This window comes from Bradyrhizobium sp. AC87j1, from assembly GCF_002936975.1.
Classification (GTDB): Bacteria; Pseudomonadota; Alphaproteobacteria; order Rhizobiales; family Xanthobacteraceae; genus Bradyrhizobium; species Bradyrhizobium shewense.
In genome coordinates this window covers 25,372-48,840 of sequence record NZ_PTFE01000046.1, presented here as the reverse complement: position 1 = coordinate 48,840, position 23,469 = coordinate 25,372, and the positions used below count along the sequence as shown (strand labels likewise).

Genomic DNA, 23,469 nt, shown 5'->3' with positions numbered 1-23,469 from the left:
TGCTACGCCGCCAGCCCAGTCTCCACCGGAGTAAACTCCAGCCCGAGGCTCTCCGCCACCGCCCTGTTGGTGATGCGGCCGCGATGGACGTTCAGTCCGTTGCGCAAATGCGGATTTTCCAGTACCGCGGCAAAGCCCTTGTTCGCGAGCATCAGGCCGAACGGCAGCGTCGCATTGTTCAGCGCCTGGCTCGACGTCACCGGTACCGCGCCCGGCATATTGGCGACGCAATAGTGCACGACGCCGTCGACCTCGTAGGTCGGGTCGGTGTGCGTGGTCGCGTGCGAAGTCTCGAAGCAGCCGCCCTGGTCGATCGCGACGTCGACCAGCACCGCGCCCGGCCGCATCGATTTCAGCATCGCGCGCGTGACCAGCTTGGGGGCGCTGGCGCCCGGCACCAGCACCGCACCGATCACGACATCGGCGGTGAACACCTCGTCCTCGACCGATTCGATGGTCGAGAAGCGGGTACGCACGCGTCCGGCAAAAAGATCGTCCAATTGGCGCAAGCGCGGGATCGAGCGGTCGATCACGGTGACTTCGGCACCGAGGCCTGCGGCCATGCGCGCCGCCTGCGTTCCGACCACGCCGCCGCCAAGCACGACGACGCGCGCCGGCTGCACGCCGGGCACGCCACCCAGCAGCAGGCCGCGGCCGCCTGCCGAGCGCTTGAGCGCGGCGCCGGCGGCCTCGATGGCGAGGCGGCCGGCGACTTCGCTCATCGGGGCGAGCAGCGGGAGGTGACCGTTCGCGTCCGTGACGGTTTCATAGGCGATCGCGGTACAGCCGGAGGCAAGCAGGCCTTTGGCCTGCTCCGGATCCGGCGCAAGATGAAGATAAGTGAACAGGATCTGGCCGTCCCGGAGCTGGGCCCATTCGCTCTTCTGCGGCTCCTTTACCTTCACGATCATGTCGGACTTGGCAAAGATGTCGCGGGCGCTCTCGGCAATTGTGGCCCCTGCCCGCCGATACACCTCGTCGGACGCGCCGATGCCGCCGCCGGCGCCGGTCTCGACCGTGACCTGGTGCCCGGCCGCGACATATTCACGAACCGCGCCCGGGGTGAGCCCGACGCGATATTCCTGCACCTTGATCTCCTTGGGCACACCGACGCGCATCTTCCGGGCTCCTTTGCCACCTTGATTCTGTTCCTCATCGTAGCGACGGGGCCGGTTTGGTTTCGTGCAAATATCCGCTAGTTTCGGTTGGCCCGCGCCGGTTTCCGGCGCCAAGCTGCCCTTTCACGCTGGAAACGAAACATTGGCCCTCGACCGGAAAGACCTCGCGATCCTCGCGGAACTCACGACCAATGCACGTGCCAGCCACACCGAGCTTGCCAACAAGGTGGGGCTCTCCAGCACGGCGTTGGCCCGGCGGCAGAAGGCACTGGAGGACGAGGGCTACATCCAGGCCTACCAGGCCGCACTCGATCTGGCCCAGTTCGGCCTCACCACCACCGTGTTGGTGCGCATCGCGCTGGAGAGCCAGAGCGACGACGCATTGAAGGCGTTCGAGGCGGAGGTGGTGAAATGCCCTTCCGTCGTGCGCTGCTTCCTGATGTCGGGAACCGACGACTACATCCTGATCGTGCTGGCCCGCGACATCCAGGATTTCGAGCGCATTCACCGCACCGAGTTGTCCCGCCTGCCGCGCGTCGCACGCGTGCAATCGAGCTTCGCCCTGCGCGAAATCGTCAACCGCGCGGTACCGACGGTGGTGTTCGGCGAAGCGAAGCGCTGACCTCGTCTATCCGGTCGGGAGAATCGGTCTGGAACCAAGCAACGCGTCATCCGTTGGGCGCTATCGGCCAGCGGCGGCAGCGCATTCTTGCGTCACTTCCACAATTTGCCTAGCTCGGCCTTTCCGCAAGGAATTAGGACATGGCCGACAGTACGATCCCCGAGCGCATTCTGATCAACCTCGTCGTCAATGGCGAAAGGCGCGCGCTTCAGGTCGTGCCGTGGACCACGCTTCTCGATGCGCTGCGTGACCGCCTGGAGTTGACCGGCACCAAGAAAGGCTGCGATCACGGCCAATGCGGCGCTTGCACCGTGCTGGTCGACGGAAGGCGGGTCAATTCCTGCCTGACCCTCGCGGTCATGAAGGATGGCGCCGAGATCACGACGATCGAAGGCTTGGCCAGGGACGGCACGTTGCATCCCCTGCAACAGGCCTTCATCGACCACGATGCCTTCCAGTGCGGCTATTGCACGCCGGGACAGATTTGCTCTGCCGCGGGCTTGTTGGCCGAAGGTCGGGCGCGCGATGCCGACGAGATCCGGGAGTTGATGAGCGGAAATCTCTGCCGCTGCGGCGCATATCCCAACATCGTGGCTGCGATCGAGCAGGCAATGAGCCGGTCATGAATAATTTTCAGTATTCCCGCGCCAACGATGTCGCCGACGCGATCCGCCTTCTGGCCGCCGATCCTGGCGCAAAACTGGTTGCCGGCGGGACCAATCTGATCGACCTGATGAAGGAGAACGTCGAACGCCCCTCGCGGCTGATCGACATCTCCCGCCTGCCGCTCCGCAACGTCGAGGAGACACCCGATCAGGGGCTGCGCATCGGTGCCCTGGTGCCGAATTCGGACCTCGCTTACCATCCGTTGATCGAGCAGCGCTATCCCCTGCTCGCCAGCGCCATCCTCGCCGGCGCCTCCGCGCAATTGCGCAACATGGCTTCGGTCGGCGGCAATCTGATGCAGCGAACGCGTTGCGCCTATTTCTATGATACGACCACCCCTTGTAACAAGCGAGAGCCCGGAAGCGGCTGCTCGGCGATCGACGGTCTCAACCGCAACCACGCGATCCTAGGCGCCAGCAATTCCTGCATCGCGACCAACCCATCCGACATGAGCGTGGCGCTGGCCGCGCTCGGCGCGCTGGTGCACATCGCAGGCCCTACCGGTGAGCGCACCATCGCGCTGACAGATTTCCATCGGCTTCCAGGCGACAAACCTCACGTCGATACCAATCTCAGCACCGGCGAGATCATCACCGCGATCGGGCTGCCGCCGCGCGGCTTTGCCCGGAACTACAGCTATCTGAAGATCCGTGACCGGCTGTCGTACGCCTTCGCCTTGGTCTCGGTCGCGGCTGCGCTCGAACTGGAGGGCAACGCGATCAGCGAAGCGCGCCTGGCACTCGGCGGTGTGGCTCACAAGCCGTGGCGCAGGCTCGAAGCTGAAGCGGCGTTGCGCGGCCAGGCGGCAACGCCGGATCATTTTGGACGCGCTGCCGATCTGCTGCTGGAGGGAGCGGTCGCTGGTTCGCACAACGGCTTCAAGCTCGAACTCGCACGCCGGGCCGTCGTACGTACGCTGATGCAGGCCGCAAGCGGCACACCACAATCACAAGCTCACAAGAAGATCGCGTGAGGGACCGATGAACGGCTATGTCGGAACACCAACGTCCCGCGTCGATGGCCGGGCCAAAGTCACTGGCGCCGCCAAATATGCCGGCGAATTCGCGGCAGACGGCCTCCTCCATGGCTTCATCGTCGATGCCACGGTTCCGCGCGGGCGCATTGCTCGGCTCGACACCAGCGACGCGCTGAAGGTGAAGGGCGTGGTCGACGTGCTCACGCACGCGCATCGCGTGGCCCTCGCCGACAAGGATGAGGCCTGGAAGGACGAGGTGGCGCCGGGGAAGGGTTCACCCTTCCGCCCGCTTTATGACGACAGGGTCAAGTTCAACGGTCAGCCAATCGCGCTCGTCATCGCGGAGGACTGGGAAACTGCCAAATTCGCGGCAACGCGCGTGCGTGTCGAATACGAGCAGGAGGCGTTTGCGACCGATCTCGAAACCGAACGCGGCACATCCGCCAAGGTGGACCAGCCGCACAAGCCGCGCGGCGACGCCGCAGCGGCGCTGGCTGGGGCAGCGGTTCGCCATGAGGCCGACTACGTCCTCCCGACCGAGCACCACAACCCGATGGAGCTCTATGCGACGACAGCGGTCTGGGACGGCAGCGGCAGCCTCACGGTCTACGACAAGACGCAGGGCGTCCAGAACGTCCATAAATATCTCTGCGGCGTGTTCGACATGAAGCCGGAGGACATCCGCGTGGTCTCGCCCTATGTCGGCGGCGCCTTCGGCTCCGGCCTGCGGCCGCAGCACCAGGTGGTGCTGGCAACGCTTGCCGCCCTCGCGCTGAAGCGATCCGTTCGTGTCGTATTGACGCGGCAGCAGATGTATGGGCTCGGCTACCGGCCGATGACCATCGAGCGCGTCGCGCTCGGCGCAAAGTCGGACGGCACGCTCGATGCGGTCACGCACGAAGCCATTGCCGTCACCTCGCGCTACGAGGATTTCTCACGCAATGACACCGGCTGGGCGGAGCAGCTCTACAAGAGCCCCAACAGTCGCCTCTCCCACAAGCTCGTCCACCTCGACGTCGCCACCCCCTGCGACATGCGTGCGCCGGGCGCGGCAACGGGCGTCTGCGCACTCGAATGCGCCATGGACGAGCTGGCCGTCGCGCTCAAGCTCGATCCGATCGAGCTGCGCCTGAAGTGCTACTCGGATCGCGACCAGAGCGAAGACCTGCCTTTCACCAGCAAGCAGCTGCGCGAATGTTACGCCCGTGGCGCGGAAGCCTTCGGCTGGGCCCGCCGCAATCCCGCGCCGCGTGCGATGCGCGATGGCAAGGACCTGGTCGGCTGGGGCATGGCGACAGGGGTGTGGGAGGCGCTGCAGATGCCGGTCGCCGTGCGCATCGTGCTGACCGCCAACGGCCACGCCGAGGTATCCTGCGCCGCGTCCGATATCGGCACCGGCACCTACACCATCATGGCGCAGGTCGCGGCCGACGCCCTCGGGCTGCCGATCGGGAATATCGACGTGAAGCTTGCCGATTCAACCCTGCCCCAAGCGCCCGTCGAGGGCGGCTCCTGGATGGCCGCTTCGAGCGCACATGCGGTCTTGGGAGCGGCCGAGGACATTCGCCAGGAGCTCGCGCGTCTGGCCAAGGCGATACCTGACTCGCCACTTGGCGGCCTCAATGCATCCGAAATGGTTCTTGTTGACGGCACGATTTCCAAGGCCGGCGACAAGAGCCGCGCCGTCGCGATCGCCGATGCGATGCGTCACGGCAAGCTCGAGCGGATCGAGAAGCAGAAGCTCAACCAGTTCGCGGAGGACAAGTCGCACGCCCGCAACACGCATTCGGCTGTCTTCGCCGAGGTGAAGGTCGACGAGGAACTCGGCGTCATTCGGGTCACGCGAGTCGTGAGCGCCGTCGCGGCCGGGCGGATCCTGAATACCAAGACAGGCCGCAGCCAGATCATGGGCAGCGTGGTCTGGGGGATCGGAATGGCGCTGCACGAGGAGACGGTGATGGACCACCACTTCGGCCGCATCATGAACGCGAACATCGCCGAGTACCACATCCCGGTGAATGCCGATATTCACGACATCGACGTCATCTTCGTCGACGAGCCGGACGACCGAATCAACAAGCTCGGCGTCAAGGGTCTCGGCGAGATCGGCATCGTGGGCGTGCCTGCGGCAATCGCGAACGCCGTCTATCATGCCACCGGCAAGCGTGTCCGGCACTTCCCGATCACGCTGGACAAGCTGCTCGGCTGACCTGCCTTGTCATCCGAGCCATGCTTGGATCGGGCCAGTGTCATCCAGCTGTCATCGAATGTGTCGATGAGCTGTGTCTCTGGCACATTCAGGACCCGACATGGACTATTTCAAGCGCTTCAACTTCCTGTTCGCCGCACCAGTGTTCGACGCCGACGATCTCGAAGGCGTCCGCTTCAACCAGATCATCGAGGAGATCCAGCGTTCCGGCTTCGAGGTGGTCCGGGCCCGCAAGCTCGAGGATGCCGAGATGGCGGTGCAGACCGATGCCGCGATCGGCTGCATGGTGGTGGACTGGGGCAAGAAGGGCCTGGAGGGCAAGACCTCGGCGCTGATCAACCTGATGCGCCGCCGCGGCCTCGATTTCCCGATCATCCTCCTGATCCGGCGCAAGCGCTTCGAGGACCTGCCGGTCGAGGTGCTCGATTTCATCGACGGGTATGTCTTCCTGTCCGAGGAGACGCCGACCTTCATCGCCAAGAATCTGATCAGCCGGCTCAAGCAATATGCCGAAACGCTGAAGACGCCGTTCTTCGGCGCCCTGGTCGACTATGCAGAGGAAGGCAACCAGCTCTGGACCTGCCCGGGGCACAATGGCGGCGTGTTCTACAACCGCAGCCCGATCGGCCGGGTCTTCGTCGAGCACCTCGGCGAATCCGTGTTCCGCGACGACCTCGACAATTCCGTGCTCGATCTCGGCGACCTCCTCACCCATGAAGGGCCGGCGCTGAAGGCGCAGAAGGAAGCCGCGCAGATTTTTGGCGCGGAGAAGACCTATTTTGTGCTCAACGGCACCTCGACCTCGAACAAGGTCGCACTCGGCGCCCTCGTCACCGACGGCGACCTCGTGCTGTTCGACCGCAACAACCACAAGGCCGCCCATCACGGCGCCCTGATGATCAACGGCGGCGTCCCGGTTTACGTGCCGACCATCCGCAACGCCTGGGGCCTGATCGGCCCGATGCGCTGGGACGTGCTGGACGAGAAAACCTTGCGCGAGGCGATCCGCAATCACCCACTGGTCACGGACAAGGATGCCTGGCGCAAGGAGCGGCCGTTCCGCGTCGCCGTCGTCGAACAGTGCACCTATGACGGGACGATCCACAGCGCCGAGATGATCCTGAATCGCATCGGCCATCTCTGCGAGTACATCCTTTTCGACGAGGCCTGGGCCGGCTTCATGAAATTCCACCCGCTCTATGCCGGCCGCTTCGCCATGGGGCTGGCGAACCTTCCGCCGGAAGCACCGGGCATCATCGCGACGCAATCGACCCACAAGCAGCTTGCGAGCTTTTCGCAGGCCTCACAGATCCACATCAAGGACCGCCACATCCGCGGCCAGAAGCGGCGCGTCGAGCACCGCCGCTTCAACGAGAGCTTCATGCAGCACGCCTCCACCTCGCCCTTCTATCCGCTGTTCGCCTCGCTCGACGTCGGCGCCCAGATGATGAAGGGCCGCTCGGGCGAAGTGCTGTGGGACGACACGATCCGCCTCGGCATCGAGCTGCGCAAGAAGATCCGCGCGATGCGCAGGGAGTTCGAGGAGAAGGAGCAGAACGCCGATCGGCGCTGGTTCTTCGAACCCTTCGTTCCCGACCGCGTCGCCATTCCCGATGTCGGCCGCCCCGGCGCCGCCCACAACGTCGCCTGGGAAACCCTCTCCACCGATGAGCTCGCCACCAACGCCGCGCTGTGGCAGCTCTCGCCCGACACCAACTGGCACGGCTTCCCCGGCATGGCCGAAGGCTTTGCCATGACCGATCCGAACAAGCTGACGCTGCTCACCCCCGGCTTCGACCGCTCCGGTGCCTATGCCGAGCACGGCATCCCCGCCCCCGTCGTGGCGCAATATCTGCGCGAGAACCGCATCGTCCCCGAGAAGAACGACCTCAACTCCCTGCTCTTCCTGCTCACCCCCGGCGTCGAAGCGAGCAAGGCCGGCACGCTGATCTCCGGCCTCGTCGCCTTCAAGCGGCTCCACGATGACAATGCGCTGCTGTCCGACGTCATTCCGGAGTTCTACCAGCGGCGGCAGGCGCGCTATGCCGGCGTGCGCTTACGCGATCTCTGCGGCGAGATGCACCGCTTCTTCCGCGCCGCCGACGTGAGCGCGCTTCAGGCCCGGCAGTTCATGCCCGAGCACATGCCTGAGATCGCGATGTCGCCTCGCGATGCTGCCCGCTATCTGTTCAAGAACGATGTCGACTATTTGCCGATCGAGGCCATCGCAGGCCGCATCGCGACCACGCCCTTCGTGGTCTATCCGCCGGGCATCGCCACCATCGTGCCCGGGGAGCGGCTGACGGAAAGGGCGAAGCCCATGGTGGATTATCTCAAGATGTTCGAAACCTGCTTCAACACATTTCCGGGCTTCGACGTCGAGATCCAGGGCGTCTACAAGGAGATCGACGCCCAGGGGCGCATCGGGCTCTATACTTACGTCGTTGCCGAGTAGGTGCGAATGAACGAAACAGCTGCGCGCGCGAGCGACGAAGCCGTCCTGGTCAGGCCGTCACGCGAGAGCGATGTCGAGGCGATGCTGGCGATCTACCGCCATCACGTCCGTAACGGCGTGGCGCGCGACATCGAGGGAGCCGGCGCACCCGAGCCGGACGATCTGCGCGACCGGCGCAAGAACCTCAAGCAGACCCGCCTGCCGCATCTGGTCGCGACCTTTCGCGGCGAGGTGGTCGGCTATGCCTATGCGGTGCTGTTCCGCAAGCGCCCGGCCTATCGCTACACGGCCAAGCACTCGATCTACGTCCACCATGAGCAGCTCGGCCGCGGGGTCGGACGGCTGTTGCTGCAGGAATTGATCGATGCTTGTGCGGCTGCCGGCTTCCGCCAGATGATCGGCTATATCGACGCCGACAACGCGCCCTCGCTGGCGCTGCACGAGAAGTTCGGCTTCGCGCGCGCCGGCCTGCTTTGCGGCGTGGCCTATCGCCACGGCCGCTGGTCCGACACCGTCATGGTGCAGCGATCGCTCGGCGCGGGGACCACGGCGCCCCCACCCGTCATGGCGCCGGGCCGGTAAACCTCAGGACGGAAAGTCGGCCGCTCTCACATGGATGCGGTCGGCATGCAGCGACCAGTGATGCAGCGCCTGGTCCTTGCAGAACCTGGCCTTCGCCCGCTCCCTGGCCTCGTCCTCGTCGGAGGCGTCGATTTCCAGCGTCCCCTGGCAAATCTCGCTCTGCCGGCCGTACTCGCCGAGCACATCCTTCATGAACTTGACGACATAGGTTGACATGGGACCTCCCTGCTGCCCCGGCCGCACTCTAGTCCCATTTAAGCCGGACCGGGAAAGGAGATTTTGACGCGGATCAAGCCCGGCAAAGTTCCCGCCGCCCATTCAGGCGGCAGCCCTCATGTGGTGATGTCGAGCAGCGACTCTGTCGTTTCCGCGTAAGCCTGAATGACTTTCGCATTGGCAATGAAGCTGTACTTGGCGGCCGCCAGTTGAACGAATTCGTTGGCGATATCGACATTCGGCGCGGCGACCAGCCCATCCTGGTTTGCGAAGGAAGCGCTTGGGTCTGATTGCGCGGTATAGCTCGGCGATACCGTCGACACCTTCGCGATCGTGCCGCCCGGCGTCGAGCCGCTCGATTGGTCGACCTGATCGACGCGCAATGGCACGTAAGCCGCGGGAAACGTCGGAGCAATGCCCGGACTGCCTGTAACGGCCGACGGGCTCGACCCGCCCGACGCCGGCAGCGGGCCGGTCGTTTGAACATTGGCGATGTTGCTCGCGGCGACGTTCACGCGCAAACTCGCCGCATAAAGTCCGGATGTCGCAATCGAGAAGATGCTCATGGACTTTCAACTACAGGACAAGTGATACGCGTTCACTTACCCGCTCGATAAGATGCGGCGCTTTGCCTTTCCGTCGTGGTAACCAATGATCGGAGCGCGCTGAGCCTTCGCGCCCTACCCCGGCGTCACCCCGAACGCCTGCTTGAAGCGCTCCGCATAACGCGGCCAGACCTCGGGATTGATGATGCGCGGCGGGCGCTTGCCGTCGAGGGTGTCCAGCACCTGCTCAGCCGCGATCCGGCCCATGTTCTGCCGCGCCTCGATCGTGACGCCGGCGGTGTGCGGGCTCGCCAGCACGTTGTCGAACTGGAGCAGCGGATGCTCCGGCGGCGGCGGCTCCTTGGACCAGACGTCGAGGCCGGCACCGGCGATGCGCTTGTCGCGCAGCGCCTGGAGCAGCGCATCCTCGTCATGGATGAAGCCGCGCGCCGTGGTGATGAAATACGCATGCGGCTGCATCAGCCCGAACTCGCGCACGCCGATCATGTTGCGGCTGCCCTTGTTGAGCGGGCAGGAGATCGAGACGAAATCGGCGCGGCGCAACAGCTCGTCGAGCTCGACCTTCTCCCCGCCCCGCTCCGCCATCACCTCGGCCGTGAGGTACGGATCATAAGCCAGCACCCTCATGCCGAGCAGGCCCTTGCACAGCGCGGCAATGCGGCGGCCGACATTGCCGAGGCCGATGATGCCGACGGTCTTGTGCTCGACCTCGTTGCCGACCAGATCGTTGCGGTTGACGTCGCGCTCGCGGCGCAGTCGGCGATCGGACTGGATGATACGTTTGGACAAGGTCAGCATCATCGCCAGCGCGTGCTCGGCGACTGAATGGGCATTGCCGCCGGACTGATTGACGACGAGCACGCCCGCATCCGTGCAGGCTTCGACATCGACAGGGTCGAAGCCCGCGCCATTGCTGGAGACCAGCAGCAGGTTCGGCGTGCGCTTCAGGAAGGTGGCATCGACATGGAAATGCGGGGCGAGTTCGTCCCGGGCGGCGCCGATCTGGTAAACGTGCGCCGCATTCAGGATCGGCGCGTAGACATCTTCGGGACTCCCGTTCTCGATGCGATCGAGCCGGACGTCGGGCCGCGCCTTCAGGATGTCGGCATAGATCGGATTGGCCAAATAATTGGAGTAGAAGACGCGCTTGCTGTTGACGGACATCAGGACCCTTCCGGCTCTCCAGGGAAATCCGCAAGGTCGGCGCGATGCGCGCCCGTCCGTGCCCCCTCCCGTTTTCTCGTTGTCGCCGCTTATGACATGGCGGTGCCGACCACGACAGGCCGTTCAGCGCAGATCACGGTGCGGCCCGGACATGTTGACAATCCCGCCCGCTCCGTCAAGTTCGACCGATCGCGCGACGGCCAGAACCAAGAAGCATGCGCGGCCCAAGAAAATACGCCAAGGGAGAACGCAATGGCGATTGCGGAACAGCGTACTCAGGCGGGACAGGCGTCCGGCGACAACAGCTGGCACGGCATCGTCCTGCAAACCCTGAAGCGGAACGAGATCAGCCTCATCCCTTACGTGCCCGACCGGGTGCTGACGCCCCTGATCAAGAATCTGCACGCCGATCCCTTCTTCACCACCTTCGCCACTGCCCGCGAGGAGGAAGCCGTCGGCATCGTCTCAGGCGCCTGGATGGGTGGGCGGCGCGGCGCAGTCCTGATGCAGACCTCCGGCTTTGCCACGCTCGCCAACGTGCTCGCCTCGCTCGCAGTGCCCTACCAGATCCCCCTGATCATGTTCGTGTCCGAGCGCGGCACGCTCGGCGAGTTCAATTACGGGCAATCGCTGGTCTGCCGCACCATGCGCCCAGTGCTGGATTCGCTGGCGCTGGAGCACCACACCATCACCCGGCTCGACGAGCTCGAATTCATCACCGACCGCTCGATCAAGCAGGCCGTCACGACACAGGCGCCGGTGGCCCTGATCCTCAACCCGCTGCTCACGGGCGGCAAGGTTTTCGACAAGTGAGCGCCACCATGAACACGCGCAATACCAAGGTGATGAACCGTTTCGATGTCACTTCGCGCCTGATCGAGAAGCTCAAGCACGAAGAAGCCGTGATCGGCGGCATCGGCAACACCAATTTCGACCTCTGGGCAGCCGGGCATCGCCCCCAGAATTTCTACATGCTGGGCAGCATGGGCCTCGCCTTCCCGATCGCGCTCGGCGTGGCGCTGGCGCAGCCCGACCGCCGCGTCTTCGCGCTCGAAGGCGACGGCTCGCTGTTGATGCAGCTCGGCGCGCTCTCGACGATCGCGACGTTGAAGCCGAAGAACCTCATCATGATCGTGATGGACAACGGCATCTACCAAATTACCGGCGCACAGCCGACGCCCGCGGCAAGCGTCGCGGACATCGTTGCCATCGCGGCAGGCTCTGGCCTTTCCAACAGCACCTGGGCCGCAGACGAGGAGGATTTCGAGCGGTTGGTCGATGCGGCGATGTCCGCCGCCGCGCCGAGCCTGATCGCGGTCCGCATCGACGACAAGCCCGGCGTCGGCACCACAAGGCGCGATCCCGTACAAATCCGGGAGCGCTTCATGCACGGGCTCGGCGTGCGCGAGCCGCTTTAACATTTTGTCATTAACTACACAGCGATCTGATGGAGGGACTGTACCGGTCCGCTGCCAATCTGTGCTAAGCGAACCGGATGTCCATTTTGATCCGTTCATTTGCCTGGCTGCTCGCTGCCGCCGTTACTTTCGCCACCCTCGGTCCCCCCGGCCTGCGACCCCATTCCGACCTCGGCCAGGACGGCGAACATGCGCTCGCCTTCATCCTGGTGGGACTGGCCTTCGGCCTCGCCTATCCGCGGCGGCGCCTGCCGGGCGCAGGAGCTGCGGTCGTCCTGATTGGCGTGCTCGAGCTGATGCAATTTTGGGCACCCGGACGCCACGCCCGGCTGGAGGACTTTCTGGTCGACGCGCTCACGGCCTGCCTCGGCTTTGCGCTCGCGGCGGTCACCGATTGGGTTGTGACACGCTTTCGCGCAAGCCCCTCTGCAGCAAGCGAAGGCCCCGCGGAGTAAAGCTCCGCAGGGCCCTTTTCTCTCCACACCTGTGGGTCGGCTTGGATCAGTCGATGATCTTGACCACGCGACGCGTGCGCGGCTCGACGATCACGCGGCGATCGTTCACGACCGCATAGCGATACTCAGTGTAGTTCGGTACGGGGCGGAGCACCACGGTCGGCGGCAGCGGCTCGCCTACCACGACGCGCTCCTCGACCACGACGGAATCGCTGCGAGGAATTCCGCCAAGGACCGCATTCGGAATCTCGAGGCCGGCGCCCACGGCCGCACCAACGGTGCCGCCAACCATGGCGCCGATCGGGCCGCCAATATCGCCGCCCGCACGCGCGCCGTCCCTGGCGCCTTGTTCGGTCGTCGACTGAGCAAAGGCTGCGCTCGACGCCAGCAGCGACGCTGCAGCCAACGTAATCGCAAGACGGGTTTTCATGTTGCTTTGTCTCCAGTGATTGTCCTGCGCCTTCAACCGTGGGGCCGGAGCATTGTTCCGGTTCCCCCGAAGCGAAGACGCCTCAAAAACTGGAGACTGTTACCGCGTAACAGTTCAGGCTGCGGCGATCTCGTGGCCTGCCATCAGTTCCAGTGCCCGCACCATCGCGGAATGATCCCAGCCCTTGCCGCCATGCGCAGTGCAGGCCGAGAACAATTGCTGCGCCACTGCCGTGCTCGGCAACGACAGGCCGAGCGTGCGCGCGCCTTCGAGCGCGAGATTGAGATCCTTCTGATGCAGCTCGATGCGGAAGCCGGGATCGAAATTGCGCTTCACCATGCGCTCGCCATGCACTTCGAGGATGCGCGAGGAGGCAAAGCCACCCATCAGCGCCTGCCGCACCAGCGCCGGATCGGCCCCGGCTTTCGATGCGAACAACAACGCCTCGCTCACCGCTTCGATCGTCAGCGCGACGATGATCTGGTTGGCAACCTTCGTCGTCTGCCCGTCGCCATTGGCGCCGACGCGGGTGACATTCTTGCCCATCTTGTCGAACACCGGCTTCATGGTGTTGAACGCCCGCTCCGGCCCGCCGACCATGATGGTGAGGCTCGCCGCCTTGGCGCCGACCTCTCCACCTGAGACCGGCGCGTCGAGATAGTCCGCCCCGAGCGCCTCGATCTTCTTTGCAAACTCCTTCGTCGCCAGCGGCGAGATCGAGCTCATGTCGACGACGATCTTGCCTTTCGAGATGCCGCTCGCAACACCATCCTTGCCGAACAGCACCGCTTCGACATGCGGCGTGTCCGGGACCATGATGATGACCGCATCGGCCTCCTCGGCGACCTGCTTGCTCGACTTGCAGGCGATGCCGCCCGCCGCGATCAGCTCGGGCGCGACCGGCGCGACATCATGCAGGAGCACGCGATGGCCAGCGCTAAGGAGATGGCCGGCCATCGGCCGTCCCATGGTGCCAAGTCCGATGAAGCCGATGTCGATCATGTCTCATTCTCCAGATTTAGGCCAAGTCGATCCACAAGCTCGGTGCACCTCTCCCGCTTGCGGGAGAGGTCGGCGCGTAGCGCCGGGTGGGGGCTCTATCCGCTTGGGGACTTTCTCCGCATCTCGATCGAATCTTTTCGCGGAGATACCCCCACCCCAGCCCTCCCCCGCAAGCAGGAGAGGGAGCGCACCGCTGCTGTGGGTGCATTCTCAGGTCTCGAACGTCTGCGCTGCGTGCCAGGACAGGCCTTCCAGCGTCGTAGTCCTCGGCTTGTATTCGCAGCCGACCCAGCCGCGATAGCCGATTGCGTCGAGATGGCGGAACAGGAAGGGATAGTTGATCTCGCCGGTGCCGGGCTCGTGGCGGCCCGGATTGTCGGCGAGCTGGATGTGGGCGATCTGGGGCAGATATTCCTGCATGGTGCGAGCGAGATCGCCCTCCATGATCTGCATGTGATAGATGTCGTACTGGACGAACAGATTGTTCGACCGCACCTCGGAGATCAGCTGTATCGCCTGCTCGGTGCCGTTGAGGAAGAAGCCGGGAATGTCGAGCGTGTTGATCGGCTCGACCAGCAGCTTGATGTTCTCACGTGCCAGCGTCGAGGCGGCAAAGCGCAAATTTCCCACCAGCGTCTCGTTGAGTTCGCTCGGATCGGCATCGGCAAGCGCAATACCCACGAGGCAGTTGAGCTGCTCGCAATCGAGCGCCTTGGCATAGTCGATGGCGCGAAACACGCCGTCGCGGAATTCAGCGGTGCGATTGGGCAGGATCGCAATGCCGCGCTCGCCCCCGGCCCAGTTTCCGGCCGGCAGATTGTGCAGCACCTGGGTCAGGCCGTGGGCTTCCAGCTGCTCGCGCAGCTGCGCCTTGTCGAAATCATAGGGGAAGAGATACTCAACCCCGGAAAAGCCCGCCGCCTTCGCCGCTGCGAAGCGGTCCAGGAACGGCATCTCGTTGAAGAGCATGGTGAGGTTGGCGGCGAATTTCGGCATGATGAGGTCCTCTCCTATTCCGCCGGCTGCAGCACGCCCGGGCGCGCCCGCTCGACCTCGTCGAGCGGAAGGTCCAGCACCTCCTCGAACTCGACGATGTTGTCGATCTCCGTGCCCATCGCGATGTTGGTGACGCGTTCGAGGATGAACTCGACCACCACGGGCACGCGGTGCTTGGCCATCAGCTCACGGGCGGTCGCGAATGCAGCCTGCGTGTCCTTCGGATCGGTGACGCGGATCGCCTTGCAGCCGAGGCCTTCGGCGACCGCGACATGGTCGACGCCGTAGACGCCGATCTCGGGCGCGTTGATGTTCTCGAAAGAGAGCTGGACGTGATAGTCCATCTCGAAGCCGCGCTGGGCCTGGCGGATCAAGCCGAGATAAGAATTGTTCACGACGACGTGGATGTAGGGCAGATTGAACTGCGCCCCGACCGCGAGCTCCTCGATCAGGAACTGGAAGTCGTAGTCGCCGGAGAGCGCGACGATGTCGCGATCCGGGCACGCGGCACGCACGCCGAGCGCGGCGGGCAGCGTCCAGCCGAGCGGACCCGCCTGCCCGGCATTGATCCAGTTGCGCGGCTTGTAGACGCCGAGGAACTGGGCGCCGGCGATCTGCGACAGGCCGATCACGGTGACGTAGCAGGTGTCGCGACCAAAGGCCTTGGTCATCTCCTCATAGACGCGCTGCGGCTTGATCGGGACGTTATCGAAATGGCTCTTGCGCAGCATCGTCTTCTTGCGATCGCGGCAGGAAGCGGGCCACGCCTGGCGCTCGCGCAGCTTGCCTGACCGGCGCCACTCCCTGGCGACGGTGACGAACAGCTCGAGCGCGGCCTTGGCGTCCGAGACGATGCCGAGATCGGGATTGAATACGCGCCCGATCTGGGTTGGCTCGATGTCGACATGCACGAAGGTGCGGCCCTTGGTGTAGGTCTCGACCGAGCCGGTGTGGCGGTTGGCCCAGCGGTTGCCGATGCCGAGCACGAAGTCGGATTCGAGCATAGTGGCATTACCGTAGCGGTGGCTGGTCTGAAGGCCGACCATGCCCGCCATCAGCACGTGATCGTCGGGGATCGCGCCCCACCCCATCAGCGTCGGCACCACAGGCACGTTGGCGATCTCGGCGAATTCGACCAGGAGGTCGGAAGCATCGGCATTGATGATGCCGCCGCCCGCAACGATCAGCGGCCGCTCGGCGGCGTTGAGCATCTCCAGCGCCTTCTCGACCTGCTTGCGCGTCGCGGTGGGCTTGTAGACCGGCAGCGGCTCATAGGTCTCATCGTCGAACTCGATCTCGGCCAGCTGCACGTCGAGCGGCATGTCGATCAGCACCGGCCCCGGCCGGCCCGAGCGCATCACATGAAACGCCTGGCTGAACACGCGCGGCACCAGCGCCGGCTCGCGCACGGTGACAGCCCATTTGGTCACAGGCTTTGCGATCGACTCGATGTCGACGGCCTGAAAATCTTCCTTGTAGAGCCGCGCCCGCGGCGCCTGCCCGGTGATGCAGAGGATCGGAATGGAATCGGCGATCGCCGAATAGAGCCCGGTGATCATGTCGGTGCCGGCCGGCCCCGAGGTTCCGATGCAGACGCCGATATTGCCGGCCTTCGCCCGCGTATAGCCCTCGGCCATATGCGAGGCGCCCTCGACATGGCGCGCCAGGATGTGCCGGATCGAGCCGCGCTTCTTCAGCGCCGAGTAAAGCGGATTGATCGCGGCCCCGGGAACGCCGAAGGCGGTGGAGATGCCCTCCTTCTCCAGAATTCGCACGGCAGCATCGATAGCTCGCATCTTCGCCATATCGGACCTCGCTCAAGTTGCGTCAGCGAGCGAGATCATCGGGTGCGCAGAAGCCGATCTCAACGAGATCGATTTTATTTTCCACGATGCGGCAGCCGCGGAAAAATCGTGGGCGTCTCAAGCGGTTAGATCGAGAGTCGCGTGAAAGCGGATCACTCGAACAGCGGCGCCAGTTCCATCTGCGGCACCAGCACGAGGCCCTTGTCGGTGATGCGAATTTCCGGAATGACCGATAGGGGAATCAAATTGAAGCCCATGTAAGGAATGGTGCAGCCGGCCTCGGCCCATTCCTTCTTGAGCATCTTGACCTCTTCGGCCACCTCCGTGACGCGCTTGTCAGAGAGAAGCCCCGCGATCGGTAGCGGAACCAGCGCCCTTACCTTGCCATCGGCGACGACGCAGACGCCGCCCTGCTGGTCCTTGATGGCAGCGATCGCGACTTGCATATCGGGCTCGTTGGTGCCGGCGACGATGATGTTGTGGCTGTCGTGCCCGACGCTGGAAGCGACCGCGCCGCGCTTCAGACCAAAATCCTTGAGCAGGCCATGGGCAACATTGCCGGCGGATTTGCCGTGGCGCTCGACGACGGTGACGAAACACAGACTGTAGCGTGCGAACAGCAACGGCCAATCCTTGGCTGGCTCGATCGCGACCTTCTCATGGATCAGCGTGATGCCCGGCAGCGCCGTCTTGATCGCATTGACGGTGCAGGCCTTCGCCGGCAGATCCGGCGTCAGCTTGACCTTCTCCGGCAGCTTCACCGTCGCATAGGCCGCCTTGGGATATTGATAGCGCTGCGACAGCGCCTGATCGAGCACCCCGGTGATCTTGCGGCTCTCGACCACGAGCTCGCCGCCATACCAGGTGCATTGCGGCTTGAGCTGGTCGTCCATCAGCACGAGATCGGCGCGGCGGCCGCCGCCGAGGCCACCGATGTCGCCATCCATGCCGAAGCGCGTGGCGCCATGCAGCGAGCCCATCGACCAGGCCTGCTCCGGCGACATCCCGGCCTTCACGGCTTCGCGCACCACCCAGTCGAGACCGAACATCAGGAGATCGTCGGCGTCGCGGTCATCGGTGCACACGGCCGTGCGCTTGTGCGAGGCGCCGAGCTCGGTGACGGTGCGGATCGCCTGCGGCAGCGAGTGCCAGGGCGTGGTCGGCGGGCCGCCACGCAGGAACACCCACACGCCGGCGTCGAGCAGATCGTCGGCGATGTCGCGGTCGATCGCCTCATGGGTGTCGGTGACGCCTGACGCCGCATAGGCCGCGACGAATTCACGGCCGTAAACATGGCCGGACACGGGACGACCACGCTTCAAGGCAGCCGCAAGGATGGCGTGGCTGCGCTCGTCGCCCATCGTGACCGGGACAAAATCCATCTTCTCGCCCAGCCCCACGGCTTCGGGCCAACGGTCGAACAGGCCGGCGATCTTGTCCGGCGTGAGATCGCCGCCGGCCGTTTCCAACTCGGCCGACGTCGCCGGCACCGTGCTCGGCACCGTCAGGAAGATCGAGAGCGGCGCCTCGCGCGCGTCCTCCAGCATCGCCTCCACGCCGGCGACGTCCATGACGTTGCCGATCTCGTGGCTGTCGCAGAAGATCGTGGTGGTGCCGTTGAGCAGCGCGGCTTCCGCGTAGGCACAGGCCGTCACCATCGAGGATTCGATGTGGATGTGCGGATCGACCAGGCCCGGCGCGACGATGCCGCCGGCGGCGTCGTAGAGCGGCACGTTGGGCCAGACCTTCTTCGCCGCGCCTGACGGCTTCACCGCCGCGATGCGCCCGCCGGTGATCCAGACCTCCCGACCGGGATGAATGCGTTCCGAATAGGTCGAGAGCACCCGCGCGCCGGCGATGACCAGATCTGGCGCGAGGCGCGCGGAAGCGACGTCGGCCAGGCGCCGGGTCATCGCATGCAGCGGGGCCACGGTGAAGCGGGTGAGTTTGGTCATCGGGACCCTCGCGCGGCGTTACGGCCCAGCGATGGTTACGCCCTGCACCAAACCGGGCAAGTGCAAATATGACGGCACGCCCTGCTTACGCCTTAGGCGCCGCGCCGCCTGCCCCCGACCTGGCAGGCCGGCGCGGGTTCCGCGTTCTTGCCGGCGGTGCAGCAATGGGCTTGACCCGAATCCGCATCGACCGGCCCTTCGGCTCATCGATCTCGAACGAATTCGTCTTCCGCACGAGGTCGCTCAGCTTGCGGAAGCCGTAGGTCCTCGGATCGAAATCGGAAGCGAGATTGGCGAGCTGCCGTCCGACTTCACCGAGCGCGACCCAGCCGTCCTCGCTCTCCATCTGGGTGATGACCTTCTTGATGATGGGCGTGGCAGCATCGGGCGGCTGAAGCGGCGCTGAGCGTGAGGATGCGTCCTGGGTGGCCGCGGTGCCGGCAAGCAGGTTCTCCGTGTAGACGAATCTGCGACAGGCCTGCCGGAAGCTTTCGGGCGTCTTCTGCTCGCCAAAGCCAAAGACATCGATGCCCTGCTCCCGGATGCGGGCGGCCAGACGGGTAAAGTCGCTGTCGGATGACACCAGGCAAAAGCCGTCGAACCGGCCGCTGTGAAGCAGGTCCATGGCGTCGATGACCAGCGTGATGTCTGATGCATTCTTTCCCGTCGTGTAGGCGAATTGCTGCTGCGGGATGATGGCGTGTTTGGACAGAATGTCGGCCCACCCCTTGGACCGCGCATTGGAGAAGTCGCCGTAGATGCGGCGAACGCTGGCCTCGCCGATCTTGGCGATCTCCTCGAACAGTCCGTCCGCGATTTTCGCCGACGCATTGTCCGCATCGATCAGGACGGCGAGACGGGGCGAGCGAAGTTCTGACGGCATGGCATGTCCCTACGGATGGACGCAGCATCGAAAATGCATGCGCCGGGATGACTAATCCTCGGTCGCTTTGAACCGCCCGAGCCCCTTCAGCACGAAGGGCGCCAGCAGCGCGATCAGCGCCAGCGCCAGCAGCGTCGCCGAGATCGGGCTCTGCAACAGCGTCATGGGATCGCCGAGGCTGATCGCGAGCGCCCTGCGCAACTGGCTCTCGGCGATCGGACCGAGGATCAGGCCGACCACGACGGGCGCGATCGGAAAATCGAACCGGCGCATCAGGAAGCCGAGCACGCCGAAGCCGGCCAGCATCGACAACTCGACCACTGACGGCTTTGCGGCGATGGTGCCCATGGTCGCGAACACGAGGATGCCGGCATAGAGCCACGGCTGCGGGATCGCGAGCAACCGCACCCAGAGGCCGACCAGCGGCAGGTTCAGCACCAGCAGCATGCAATTGGCGATGAACAGGCTGGCGATCAGACCCCACACGAGGTCGGGCCGCTCGGCAAACAGCAGCGGTCCCGGGTTGAGGCCGTATTGCTGGAAGCCCGCCAGCATCATCGCGGCCGTCGCCGAGGTCGGCAATCCCAGCGTCAGCAGCGGCACCAGCGTGCCGGCGGCGGAGGCGTTGTTGGCGGCTTCCGGCCCCGCGACACCTTCGATCGCGCCCTTGCCGAACTCTTCGGGGTGTTTCGTCAGCCGCTTCTCGGTCGAATAGGACAGGAAGGTTGGGATCTCCGCACCGCCGGCCGGCAACGCGCCGATCGGAAAGCCGAACATCGTGCCGCGCAGCCACGGCTTCCACGAACGCTTCCAGTCCTCCCTGGTCATCCACAGCGAGCCGCGCACCGGCTCGAGCTTCTCCTCGCTGTGGTGGCGTCGCGACGCGACATAGAGCGCCTCGCCTACCGCGAACAGGCCGACAGCAAGCGTCGTCACCTCGACGCCGTCGAGCAATTCAGGGACGCCGAACGCCAACCGCGCTTGGCCGGTCAGCTTGTCGATGCCGACGAGACCGAGCGTCAGGCCGATGAACAGGCTGGTCAGGCCGCGGATCGGAGAATCCCCGAAGGTCGCCGATACCGTGACGAAGGCGACGCACATCAGCGCGAAATAGTCCTCCGGTCCGAAGCGCACGGCGAAATCGACCAGCCAGGGCGCGAGGAAGGCCAGACCGATGGTGGCGATGGTTCCGGCAACAAAGGAGCCGATCGCGGATGTCGCAAGCGCTGGTCCGCCGCGGCCGGCCTTGGCCATCTTGTTGCCTTCGAGCGCGGTCGCCATCGAGGCGCTCTCGCCGGGCGTGTTGATCAGGATCGCGGTGGTGGAGCCGCCATACATGCCGCCATAATAGATGCCGGCGAACATGATCAGCGAACCGCCGGGGTCGAGCTTGTAGGTGACGGGCAGCAGCAGCGCGACCGTCAACGCGGGGCCGATGCCGGGCAGCACGCCCACGGCGGTGCCGAGGAACACGCCGATCAGCGCGTAAAGCAGATTCATCGGCTGGACGGCGACCGCCATGCCGTGGGCCAACGCGGCAAAGGTGTCCATCACAGCAGTCGCTCCAGCGGGCCGGCCGGAAGGCTGAGCGTGAGCAGCCGGTCGAACGCGAGATAGATGAGGGTCGACATCACGAGAGCGATGATGCTGTCGACGAGGATGGCACGGCGGCCGAAGGCGGCCGATGTTGTCACGAACAGCGCCGACGTCGCCAAGATAAAGCCGCCGCCAAAGCCGATGATGGCGATTAGCAGCGCAAGACCGATGAGGATCAGAACCACAGGCACGGGATCGGCGCTCTCGCGCGCCGGCAAATTGCCGCGCAGCGCGTCGATGAAGTTGCCGATCGCGAGCAGCGCGAGGCCGCTGGCGACCACGACCGGCATCGCCTCCGGCCCCATGCCGTACATCGCGGTGGATGACAGGCCGCGCGCATCGAAGACCAGCACCGCGGCGAGGCCTGCGAGCAATACAGCGATGACGATGCCGGCGCGATCGACGCGCCGCGGCGGCTGAGCCGGATCGCCTGAGGTCATGACTTGACCAGACCGACCGATTTCAGCACGTCGGTGACCCGCACGGTTTCCTTCTTCAGGAAGTCGGCGAAGGCGTCACCGCCGAGATAGGCGTCTTCCCAGCCCTTCTGCTTGAGGATCTCCTTCCAGGCGTCCGACTTCACCATCTTCTCGACCGCATCGCTCAAGGTCTTGCGCTGCTCCGGCGTGATGCCGGGAGGCGCCACCACCGACCGCCAGTTGGCGATCACGAGGTCGATGCCTTGCTCCTTGAAGGTCGGGATGTCGCTGCCCGGGATGCGCTTCTCCGAGGTCACGCCGATCGCGCGCAGCTTGCCGGACTTGATCTGCCCTTCATATTCGCTGAGGCCCGAGATGCCCGCGGTGACCTTGCCGCCGAGGATCGCCGCCAGCGACTCGCCGCCGCCGGAGAATGGGATGTAGTTGATCTTCTTGGCGTCGGCACCGACCGCGCCGGCGAATAACGCCGCCATCACATGGTCGACGCCGCCGGCCGAGCCGCCGGCGAAAGTCACCTTGGCGATATCGGCCTTCACCGCGGCGGCCAGATCCTGCGCAGTCTTGATCGGCGAATTCGCGGGAACCACGATCACCTGGATTTCCTCGGTGAGGCGCGCGATCGGCGTCACCTGCTCGAGCGTGACCGGCGACTTGTTCATGGCGAGCGCGCCCACCATGACGAAGCCGTTGACCATCAGCTGGTTGCCGTCACCCTTGGCACCATTGACGAACTGCGCGATGCCGACGCTGCCGCCGGCGCCGGGAACGTTGGTGACCTGCACGCTGCGCGCGACGCCCGCGGCCACCAGCGCCTGCTGCATGGAGCGCGCGGTCTGGTCCCAGCCCCCGCCCGGGGCCGCCGGCGCCATCAGCTTGAGCTCGAGCTGCTGGGCAAAGGACGGCGTCGCTGCCGCAAGGGTCAGCGCGACGGCTGCGCCGGCAAGGCGCGCGGAAAATTGAAACATGGGGACGCTCTCCAAGCTCATGCGGACGTTTGCCGCATTGTGTCGTTTGGTCGCATATCAGCCAAAACGGCCGATGCTGTCCAGCGACAGTGCCCGGGTTCCCCAGTTAGCGCGGCGCCGGCATCACCCCGCCGAGCGCGACCGTCAACTCGCCGGCGACGTCGCGCACGATTTGGCCGATTTCCGGCAGCCTGTCGTCGGTCAGGCGGCTGGTCATGCCCGAGACGGAAATCGCCGCGAGCGGCTCGGCGCAGTCGTTGTAGACCACTGCGGCAATACAGCGCAGCCCCATGCAGGCCTCTTCATCGTCGAGCGCAAAACCCTGCTTGCGGATTTTTTCGAGCTCCTTGAACAGGTCGCTCGGCCGCACAATCGACTTCTCGGTCAACCGGGGCATGCCGTGATGGCGGATGACGGCGCCGACGTCCTCATCGGAATAGGTTGCGAGCACGGCCTTGCCGACGCCCGACGTCACCATGGGAACGCGGCCGCCGACCTGGGTCAGCGAACGCATGATCTCGCGGCTTTCCATGCGGGTCAGCACGATGATGAACTCATCGTCGACCACGGCGAGATTGGCGGTCTCGCGGGTGAGATCGCGCAGCTTGCGCAAGTAAGGAATCGCCTGTGTGGAGAAATTGCGCCGCCGCGCAAAGCTCGCGCCCACCGTGAACGCGCGCGAGCCGACATGCCATTTTGATTGCGTGCGGTCGAACTGCACGAAGCGGCGGCTTTCCAGCGTCGCGAGCAGGCGATGCACGGTGGAGGCCGACAGGCCGGTGCGCACCGCGAGATCGCTGAGGCGATAGCCTTCATCGTCCTCGGCCAGCGTTTCGAGGATCGACAGCGCGCGATCGACGGACTGCACGCCGCCGTCGCGCGTGTCGTTATCGGCCTCCGATGCCGATCGAGGCTCGAGCGATTTGCGCCGGATCACGTTCTTGCTCATC

General features: G+C 65.0%; 23 protein-coding genes. 9 read left to right on the top strand and 14 right to left on the bottom strand.

Annotated elements, in window-relative coordinates; all coding sequences use genetic code 11:
* Nucleotides 1–2 precede the first annotated feature (2 nt).
* Entirely contained in the window at nt 3–1,118 is a 1,116-nt protein-coding gene (ald, locus tag CV770_RS22900) for an alanine dehydrogenase (protein ID WP_104463956.1), read from the bottom strand.
* 142 nt (nt 1,119–1,260) lie between these two features.
* Here ald and CV770_RS22895 point away from each other — a divergent pair, with 142 nt between their 5' ends.
* From CV770_RS22895 to CV770_RS22870, 6 genes are all read left to right on the top strand, one after another.
* Nucleotides 1,261–1,740: an Lrp/AsnC family transcriptional regulator gene (locus tag CV770_RS22895; protein ID WP_201759988.1), complete on the top strand. Its 480-nt coding sequence runs from the start codon at nt 1,261–1,263 to the stop codon at nt 1,738–1,740.
* 140 nt (nt 1,741–1,880) lie between these two features.
* A complete protein-coding gene (locus CV770_RS22890; RefSeq protein WP_104463954.1) occupies nt 1,881–2,366 on the top strand; it encodes a (2Fe-2S)-binding protein in 486 nt (161 codons plus the stop codon).
* Nucleotides 2,363–3,379 carry an FAD binding domain-containing protein gene (locus CV770_RS22885; RefSeq protein WP_104463953.1) on the top strand — a complete coding sequence of 339 codons (1,017 nt, stop codon included), beginning with the start codon at nt 2,363–2,365 and terminating at the stop codon, nt 3,377–3,379. Before CV770_RS22890 ends, CV770_RS22885 begins: the two co-directional genes overlap by 4 nt.
* Before the next feature lie 7 nt (nt 3,380–3,386).
* Nucleotides 3,387–5,591, top strand: a complete 2,205-nt coding sequence (locus CV770_RS22880) for a xanthine dehydrogenase family protein molybdopterin-binding subunit (RefSeq protein WP_104463952.1) — start codon at nt 3,387–3,389, stop codon at nt 5,589–5,591.
* A 100-nt stretch (nt 5,592–5,691) separates the two neighbouring features.
* Nucleotides 5,692–8,046 carry an Orn/Lys/Arg family decarboxylase gene (locus CV770_RS22875; protein WP_104463951.1) on the top strand — a complete coding sequence of 785 codons (2,355 nt, stop codon included), beginning with the start codon at nt 5,692–5,694 and terminating at the stop codon, nt 8,044–8,046.
* A gap of 6 nt (nt 8,047–8,052) precedes the next feature.
* Nucleotides 8,053–8,628: a GNAT family N-acetyltransferase gene (locus CV770_RS22870; protein WP_201759987.1), complete on the top strand. Its 576-nt coding sequence runs from the start codon at nt 8,053–8,055 to the stop codon at nt 8,626–8,628.
* Between the two features lie 3 nt (nt 8,629–8,631).
* Here the strand turns inward: CV770_RS22870 and CV770_RS42715 are convergent, their stop codons facing one another.
* The 3 genes from CV770_RS42715 to CV770_RS22855 form a co-directional block, all read right to left on the bottom strand.
* A complete protein-coding gene (locus tag CV770_RS42715; protein WP_018315882.1) occupies nt 8,632–8,844 on the bottom strand; it encodes a hypothetical protein in 213 nt (70 codons plus the stop codon).
* A 116-nt stretch (nt 8,845–8,960) separates the two neighbouring features.
* Entirely contained in the window at nt 8,961–9,410 is a 450-nt protein-coding gene (locus CV770_RS22860; RefSeq protein WP_104463949.1) for a flagellar basal body rod protein FlgC, read from the bottom strand.
* A gap of 114 nt (nt 9,411–9,524) precedes the next feature.
* Complete coding sequence (locus CV770_RS22855; RefSeq protein WP_104463948.1) at nt 9,525–10,574, bottom strand: hydroxyacid dehydrogenase; 1,050 nt, start codon at nt 10,572–10,574, stop codon at nt 9,525–9,527.
* Between the two features lie 252 nt (nt 10,575–10,826).
* Here CV770_RS22855 and CV770_RS22850 point away from each other — a divergent pair, with 252 nt between their 5' ends.
* The 3 genes from CV770_RS22850 (at nt 10,827) to CV770_RS22840 (ending at nt 12,447) form a co-directional block, all read left to right on the top strand.
* Nucleotides 10,827–11,387: a thiamine pyrophosphate-binding protein gene (locus CV770_RS22850; protein WP_104463967.1), complete on the top strand. Its 561-nt coding sequence runs from the start codon at nt 10,827–10,829 to the stop codon at nt 11,385–11,387.
* A gap of 8 nt (nt 11,388–11,395) precedes the next feature.
* Nucleotides 11,396–11,992: a thiamine pyrophosphate-dependent enzyme gene (locus tag CV770_RS22845; RefSeq protein WP_201759986.1), complete on the top strand. Its 597-nt coding sequence runs from the start codon at nt 11,396–11,398 to the stop codon at nt 11,990–11,992.
* A gap of 77 nt (nt 11,993–12,069) precedes the next feature.
* Nucleotides 12,070–12,447, top strand: a complete 378-nt coding sequence (locus CV770_RS22840; RefSeq protein ID WP_104463946.1) for a VanZ family protein — start codon at nt 12,070–12,072, stop codon at nt 12,445–12,447.
* A 46-nt stretch (nt 12,448–12,493) separates the two neighbouring features.
* Here the strand turns inward: CV770_RS22840 and CV770_RS22835 are convergent, their stop codons facing one another.
* The 10 genes from CV770_RS22835 to CV770_RS22790 form a co-directional block, all read right to left on the bottom strand.
* Nucleotides 12,494–12,877: a DUF1236 domain-containing protein gene (locus tag CV770_RS22835; protein WP_018315876.1), complete on the bottom strand. Its 384-nt coding sequence runs from the start codon at nt 12,875–12,877 to the stop codon at nt 12,494–12,496.
* A gap of 114 nt (nt 12,878–12,991) precedes the next feature.
* Nucleotides 12,992–13,879: a 2-hydroxy-3-oxopropionate reductase gene (locus CV770_RS22830; RefSeq protein ID WP_104463945.1), complete on the bottom strand. Its 888-nt coding sequence runs from the start codon at nt 13,877–13,879 to the stop codon at nt 12,992–12,994.
* A gap of 210 nt (nt 13,880–14,089) precedes the next feature.
* Nucleotides 14,090–14,875, bottom strand: a complete 786-nt coding sequence (hyi, locus tag CV770_RS22825; protein ID WP_104463944.1) for a hydroxypyruvate isomerase — start codon at nt 14,873–14,875, stop codon at nt 14,090–14,092.
* 14 nt (nt 14,876–14,889) lie between these two features.
* Complete coding sequence (gcl, locus tag CV770_RS22820) at nt 14,890–16,680, bottom strand: glyoxylate carboligase (protein ID WP_091953005.1); 1,791 nt, start codon at nt 16,678–16,680, stop codon at nt 14,890–14,892.
* A 152-nt stretch (nt 16,681–16,832) separates the two neighbouring features.
* A complete protein-coding gene (locus CV770_RS22815) occupies nt 16,833–18,635 on the bottom strand; it encodes an adenine deaminase (RefSeq protein ID WP_104463943.1) in 1,803 nt (600 codons plus the stop codon).
* 85 nt (nt 18,636–18,720) lie between these two features.
* Nucleotides 18,721–19,518, bottom strand: a complete 798-nt coding sequence (locus CV770_RS22810; protein WP_104463942.1) for an NYN domain-containing protein — start codon at nt 19,516–19,518, stop codon at nt 18,721–18,723.
* Nucleotides 19,519–19,569: 51 nt separating this feature from the next.
* Complete coding sequence (locus tag CV770_RS22805; RefSeq protein ID WP_104463941.1) at nt 19,570–21,069, bottom strand: tripartite tricarboxylate transporter permease; 1,500 nt, start codon at nt 21,067–21,069, stop codon at nt 19,570–19,572.
* Nucleotides 21,069–21,554: a tripartite tricarboxylate transporter TctB family protein gene (locus CV770_RS22800; RefSeq protein WP_104463940.1), complete on the bottom strand. Its 486-nt coding sequence runs from the start codon at nt 21,552–21,554 to the stop codon at nt 21,069–21,071. Before CV770_RS22800 ends, CV770_RS22805 begins: the two co-directional genes overlap by 1 nt.
* The gene (locus tag CV770_RS22795; RefSeq protein ID WP_104463939.1) at nt 21,551–22,519 is read right to left on the bottom strand and encodes a Bug family tripartite tricarboxylate transporter substrate binding protein; all 969 of its coding nucleotides are present in this window, start codon (nt 22,517–22,519) and stop codon (nt 21,551–21,553) included. Before CV770_RS22795 ends, CV770_RS22800 begins: the two co-directional genes overlap by 4 nt.
* Nucleotides 22,520–22,625: 106 nt before the next feature.
* Nucleotides 22,626–23,468: an IclR family transcriptional regulator gene (locus tag CV770_RS22790; RefSeq protein WP_165637147.1), complete on the bottom strand. Its 843-nt coding sequence runs from the start codon at nt 23,466–23,468 to the stop codon at nt 22,626–22,628.
* Nucleotide 23,469 lies beyond the last annotated feature (1 nt).

Bases quoted from the DNA above. Each gene is read 5' to 3' on its own strand.
- ald (WP_104463956.1), bottom strand. From the start codon at position 1,118: ATGCGCGTCGGTGTGCCCAAGGAGATCAAGGTGCAGGAATATCGCGTC.
- CV770_RS22890 (WP_104463954.1), top strand. From the start codon at position 1,881: ATGGCCGACAGTACGATCCCCGAGCGCATTCTGATCAACCTCGTCGTC.
- CV770_RS22885 (WP_104463953.1), top strand. From the start codon at position 2,363: ATGAATAATTTTCAGTATTCCCGCGCCAACGATGTCGCCGACGCGATC.
- CV770_RS22880 (WP_104463952.1), top strand. From the start codon at position 3,387: ATGAACGGCTATGTCGGAACACCAACGTCCCGCGTCGATGGCCGGGCC.
- CV770_RS22875 (WP_104463951.1), top strand. From the start codon at position 5,692: ATGGACTATTTCAAGCGCTTCAACTTCCTGTTCGCCGCACCAGTGTTC.
- CV770_RS22870 (WP_201759987.1), top strand. From the start codon at position 8,053: ATGAACGAAACAGCTGCGCGCGCGAGCGACGAAGCCGTCCTGGTCAGG.
- CV770_RS42715 (WP_018315882.1), bottom strand. From the start codon at position 8,844: ATGTCAACCTATGTCGTCAAGTTCATGAAGGATGTGCTCGGCGAGTAC.
- CV770_RS22860 (WP_104463949.1), bottom strand. From the start codon at position 9,410: ATGAGCATCTTCTCGATTGCGACATCCGGACTTTATGCGGCGAGTTTG.
- CV770_RS22855 (WP_104463948.1), bottom strand. From the start codon at position 10,574: ATGTCCGTCAACAGCAAGCGCGTCTTCTACTCCAATTATTTGGCCAAT.
- CV770_RS22850 (WP_104463967.1), top strand. From the start codon at position 10,827: ATGGCGATTGCGGAACAGCGTACTCAGGCGGGACAGGCGTCCGGCGAC.
- CV770_RS22845 (WP_201759986.1), top strand. From the start codon at position 11,396: ATGAACACGCGCAATACCAAGGTGATGAACCGTTTCGATGTCACTTCG.
- CV770_RS22840 (WP_104463946.1), top strand. From the start codon at position 12,070: ATGTCCATTTTGATCCGTTCATTTGCCTGGCTGCTCGCTGCCGCCGTT.
- CV770_RS22835 (WP_018315876.1), bottom strand. From the start codon at position 12,877: ATGAAAACCCGTCTTGCGATTACGTTGGCTGCAGCGTCGCTGCTGGCG.
- CV770_RS22830 (WP_104463945.1), bottom strand. From the start codon at position 13,879: ATGATCGACATCGGCTTCATCGGACTTGGCACCATGGGACGGCCGATG.
- hyi (WP_104463944.1), bottom strand. From the start codon at position 14,875: ATGCCGAAATTCGCCGCCAACCTCACCATGCTCTTCAACGAGATGCCG.
- gcl (WP_091953005.1), bottom strand. From the start codon at position 16,680: ATGGCGAAGATGCGAGCTATCGATGCTGCCGTGCGAATTCTGGAGAAG.
- CV770_RS22815 (WP_104463943.1), bottom strand. From the start codon at position 18,635: ATGACCAAACTCACCCGCTTCACCGTGGCCCCGCTGCATGCGATGACC.
- CV770_RS22810 (WP_104463942.1), bottom strand. From the start codon at position 19,518: ATGCCGTCAGAACTTCGCTCGCCCCGTCTCGCCGTCCTGATCGATGCG.
- CV770_RS22805 (WP_104463941.1), bottom strand. From the start codon at position 21,069: ATGGACACCTTTGCCGCGTTGGCCCACGGCATGGCGGTCGCCGTCCAG.
- CV770_RS22800 (WP_104463940.1), bottom strand. From the start codon at position 21,554: ATGACCTCAGGCGATCCGGCTCAGCCGCCGCGGCGCGTCGATCGCGCC.
- CV770_RS22795 (WP_104463939.1), bottom strand. From the start codon at position 22,519: ATGTTTCAATTTTCCGCGCGCCTTGCCGGCGCAGCCGTCGCGCTGACC.
- CV770_RS22790 (WP_165637147.1), bottom strand. From the start codon at position 23,468: ATGAGCAAGAACGTGATCCGGCGCAAATCGCTCGAGCCTCGATCGGCA.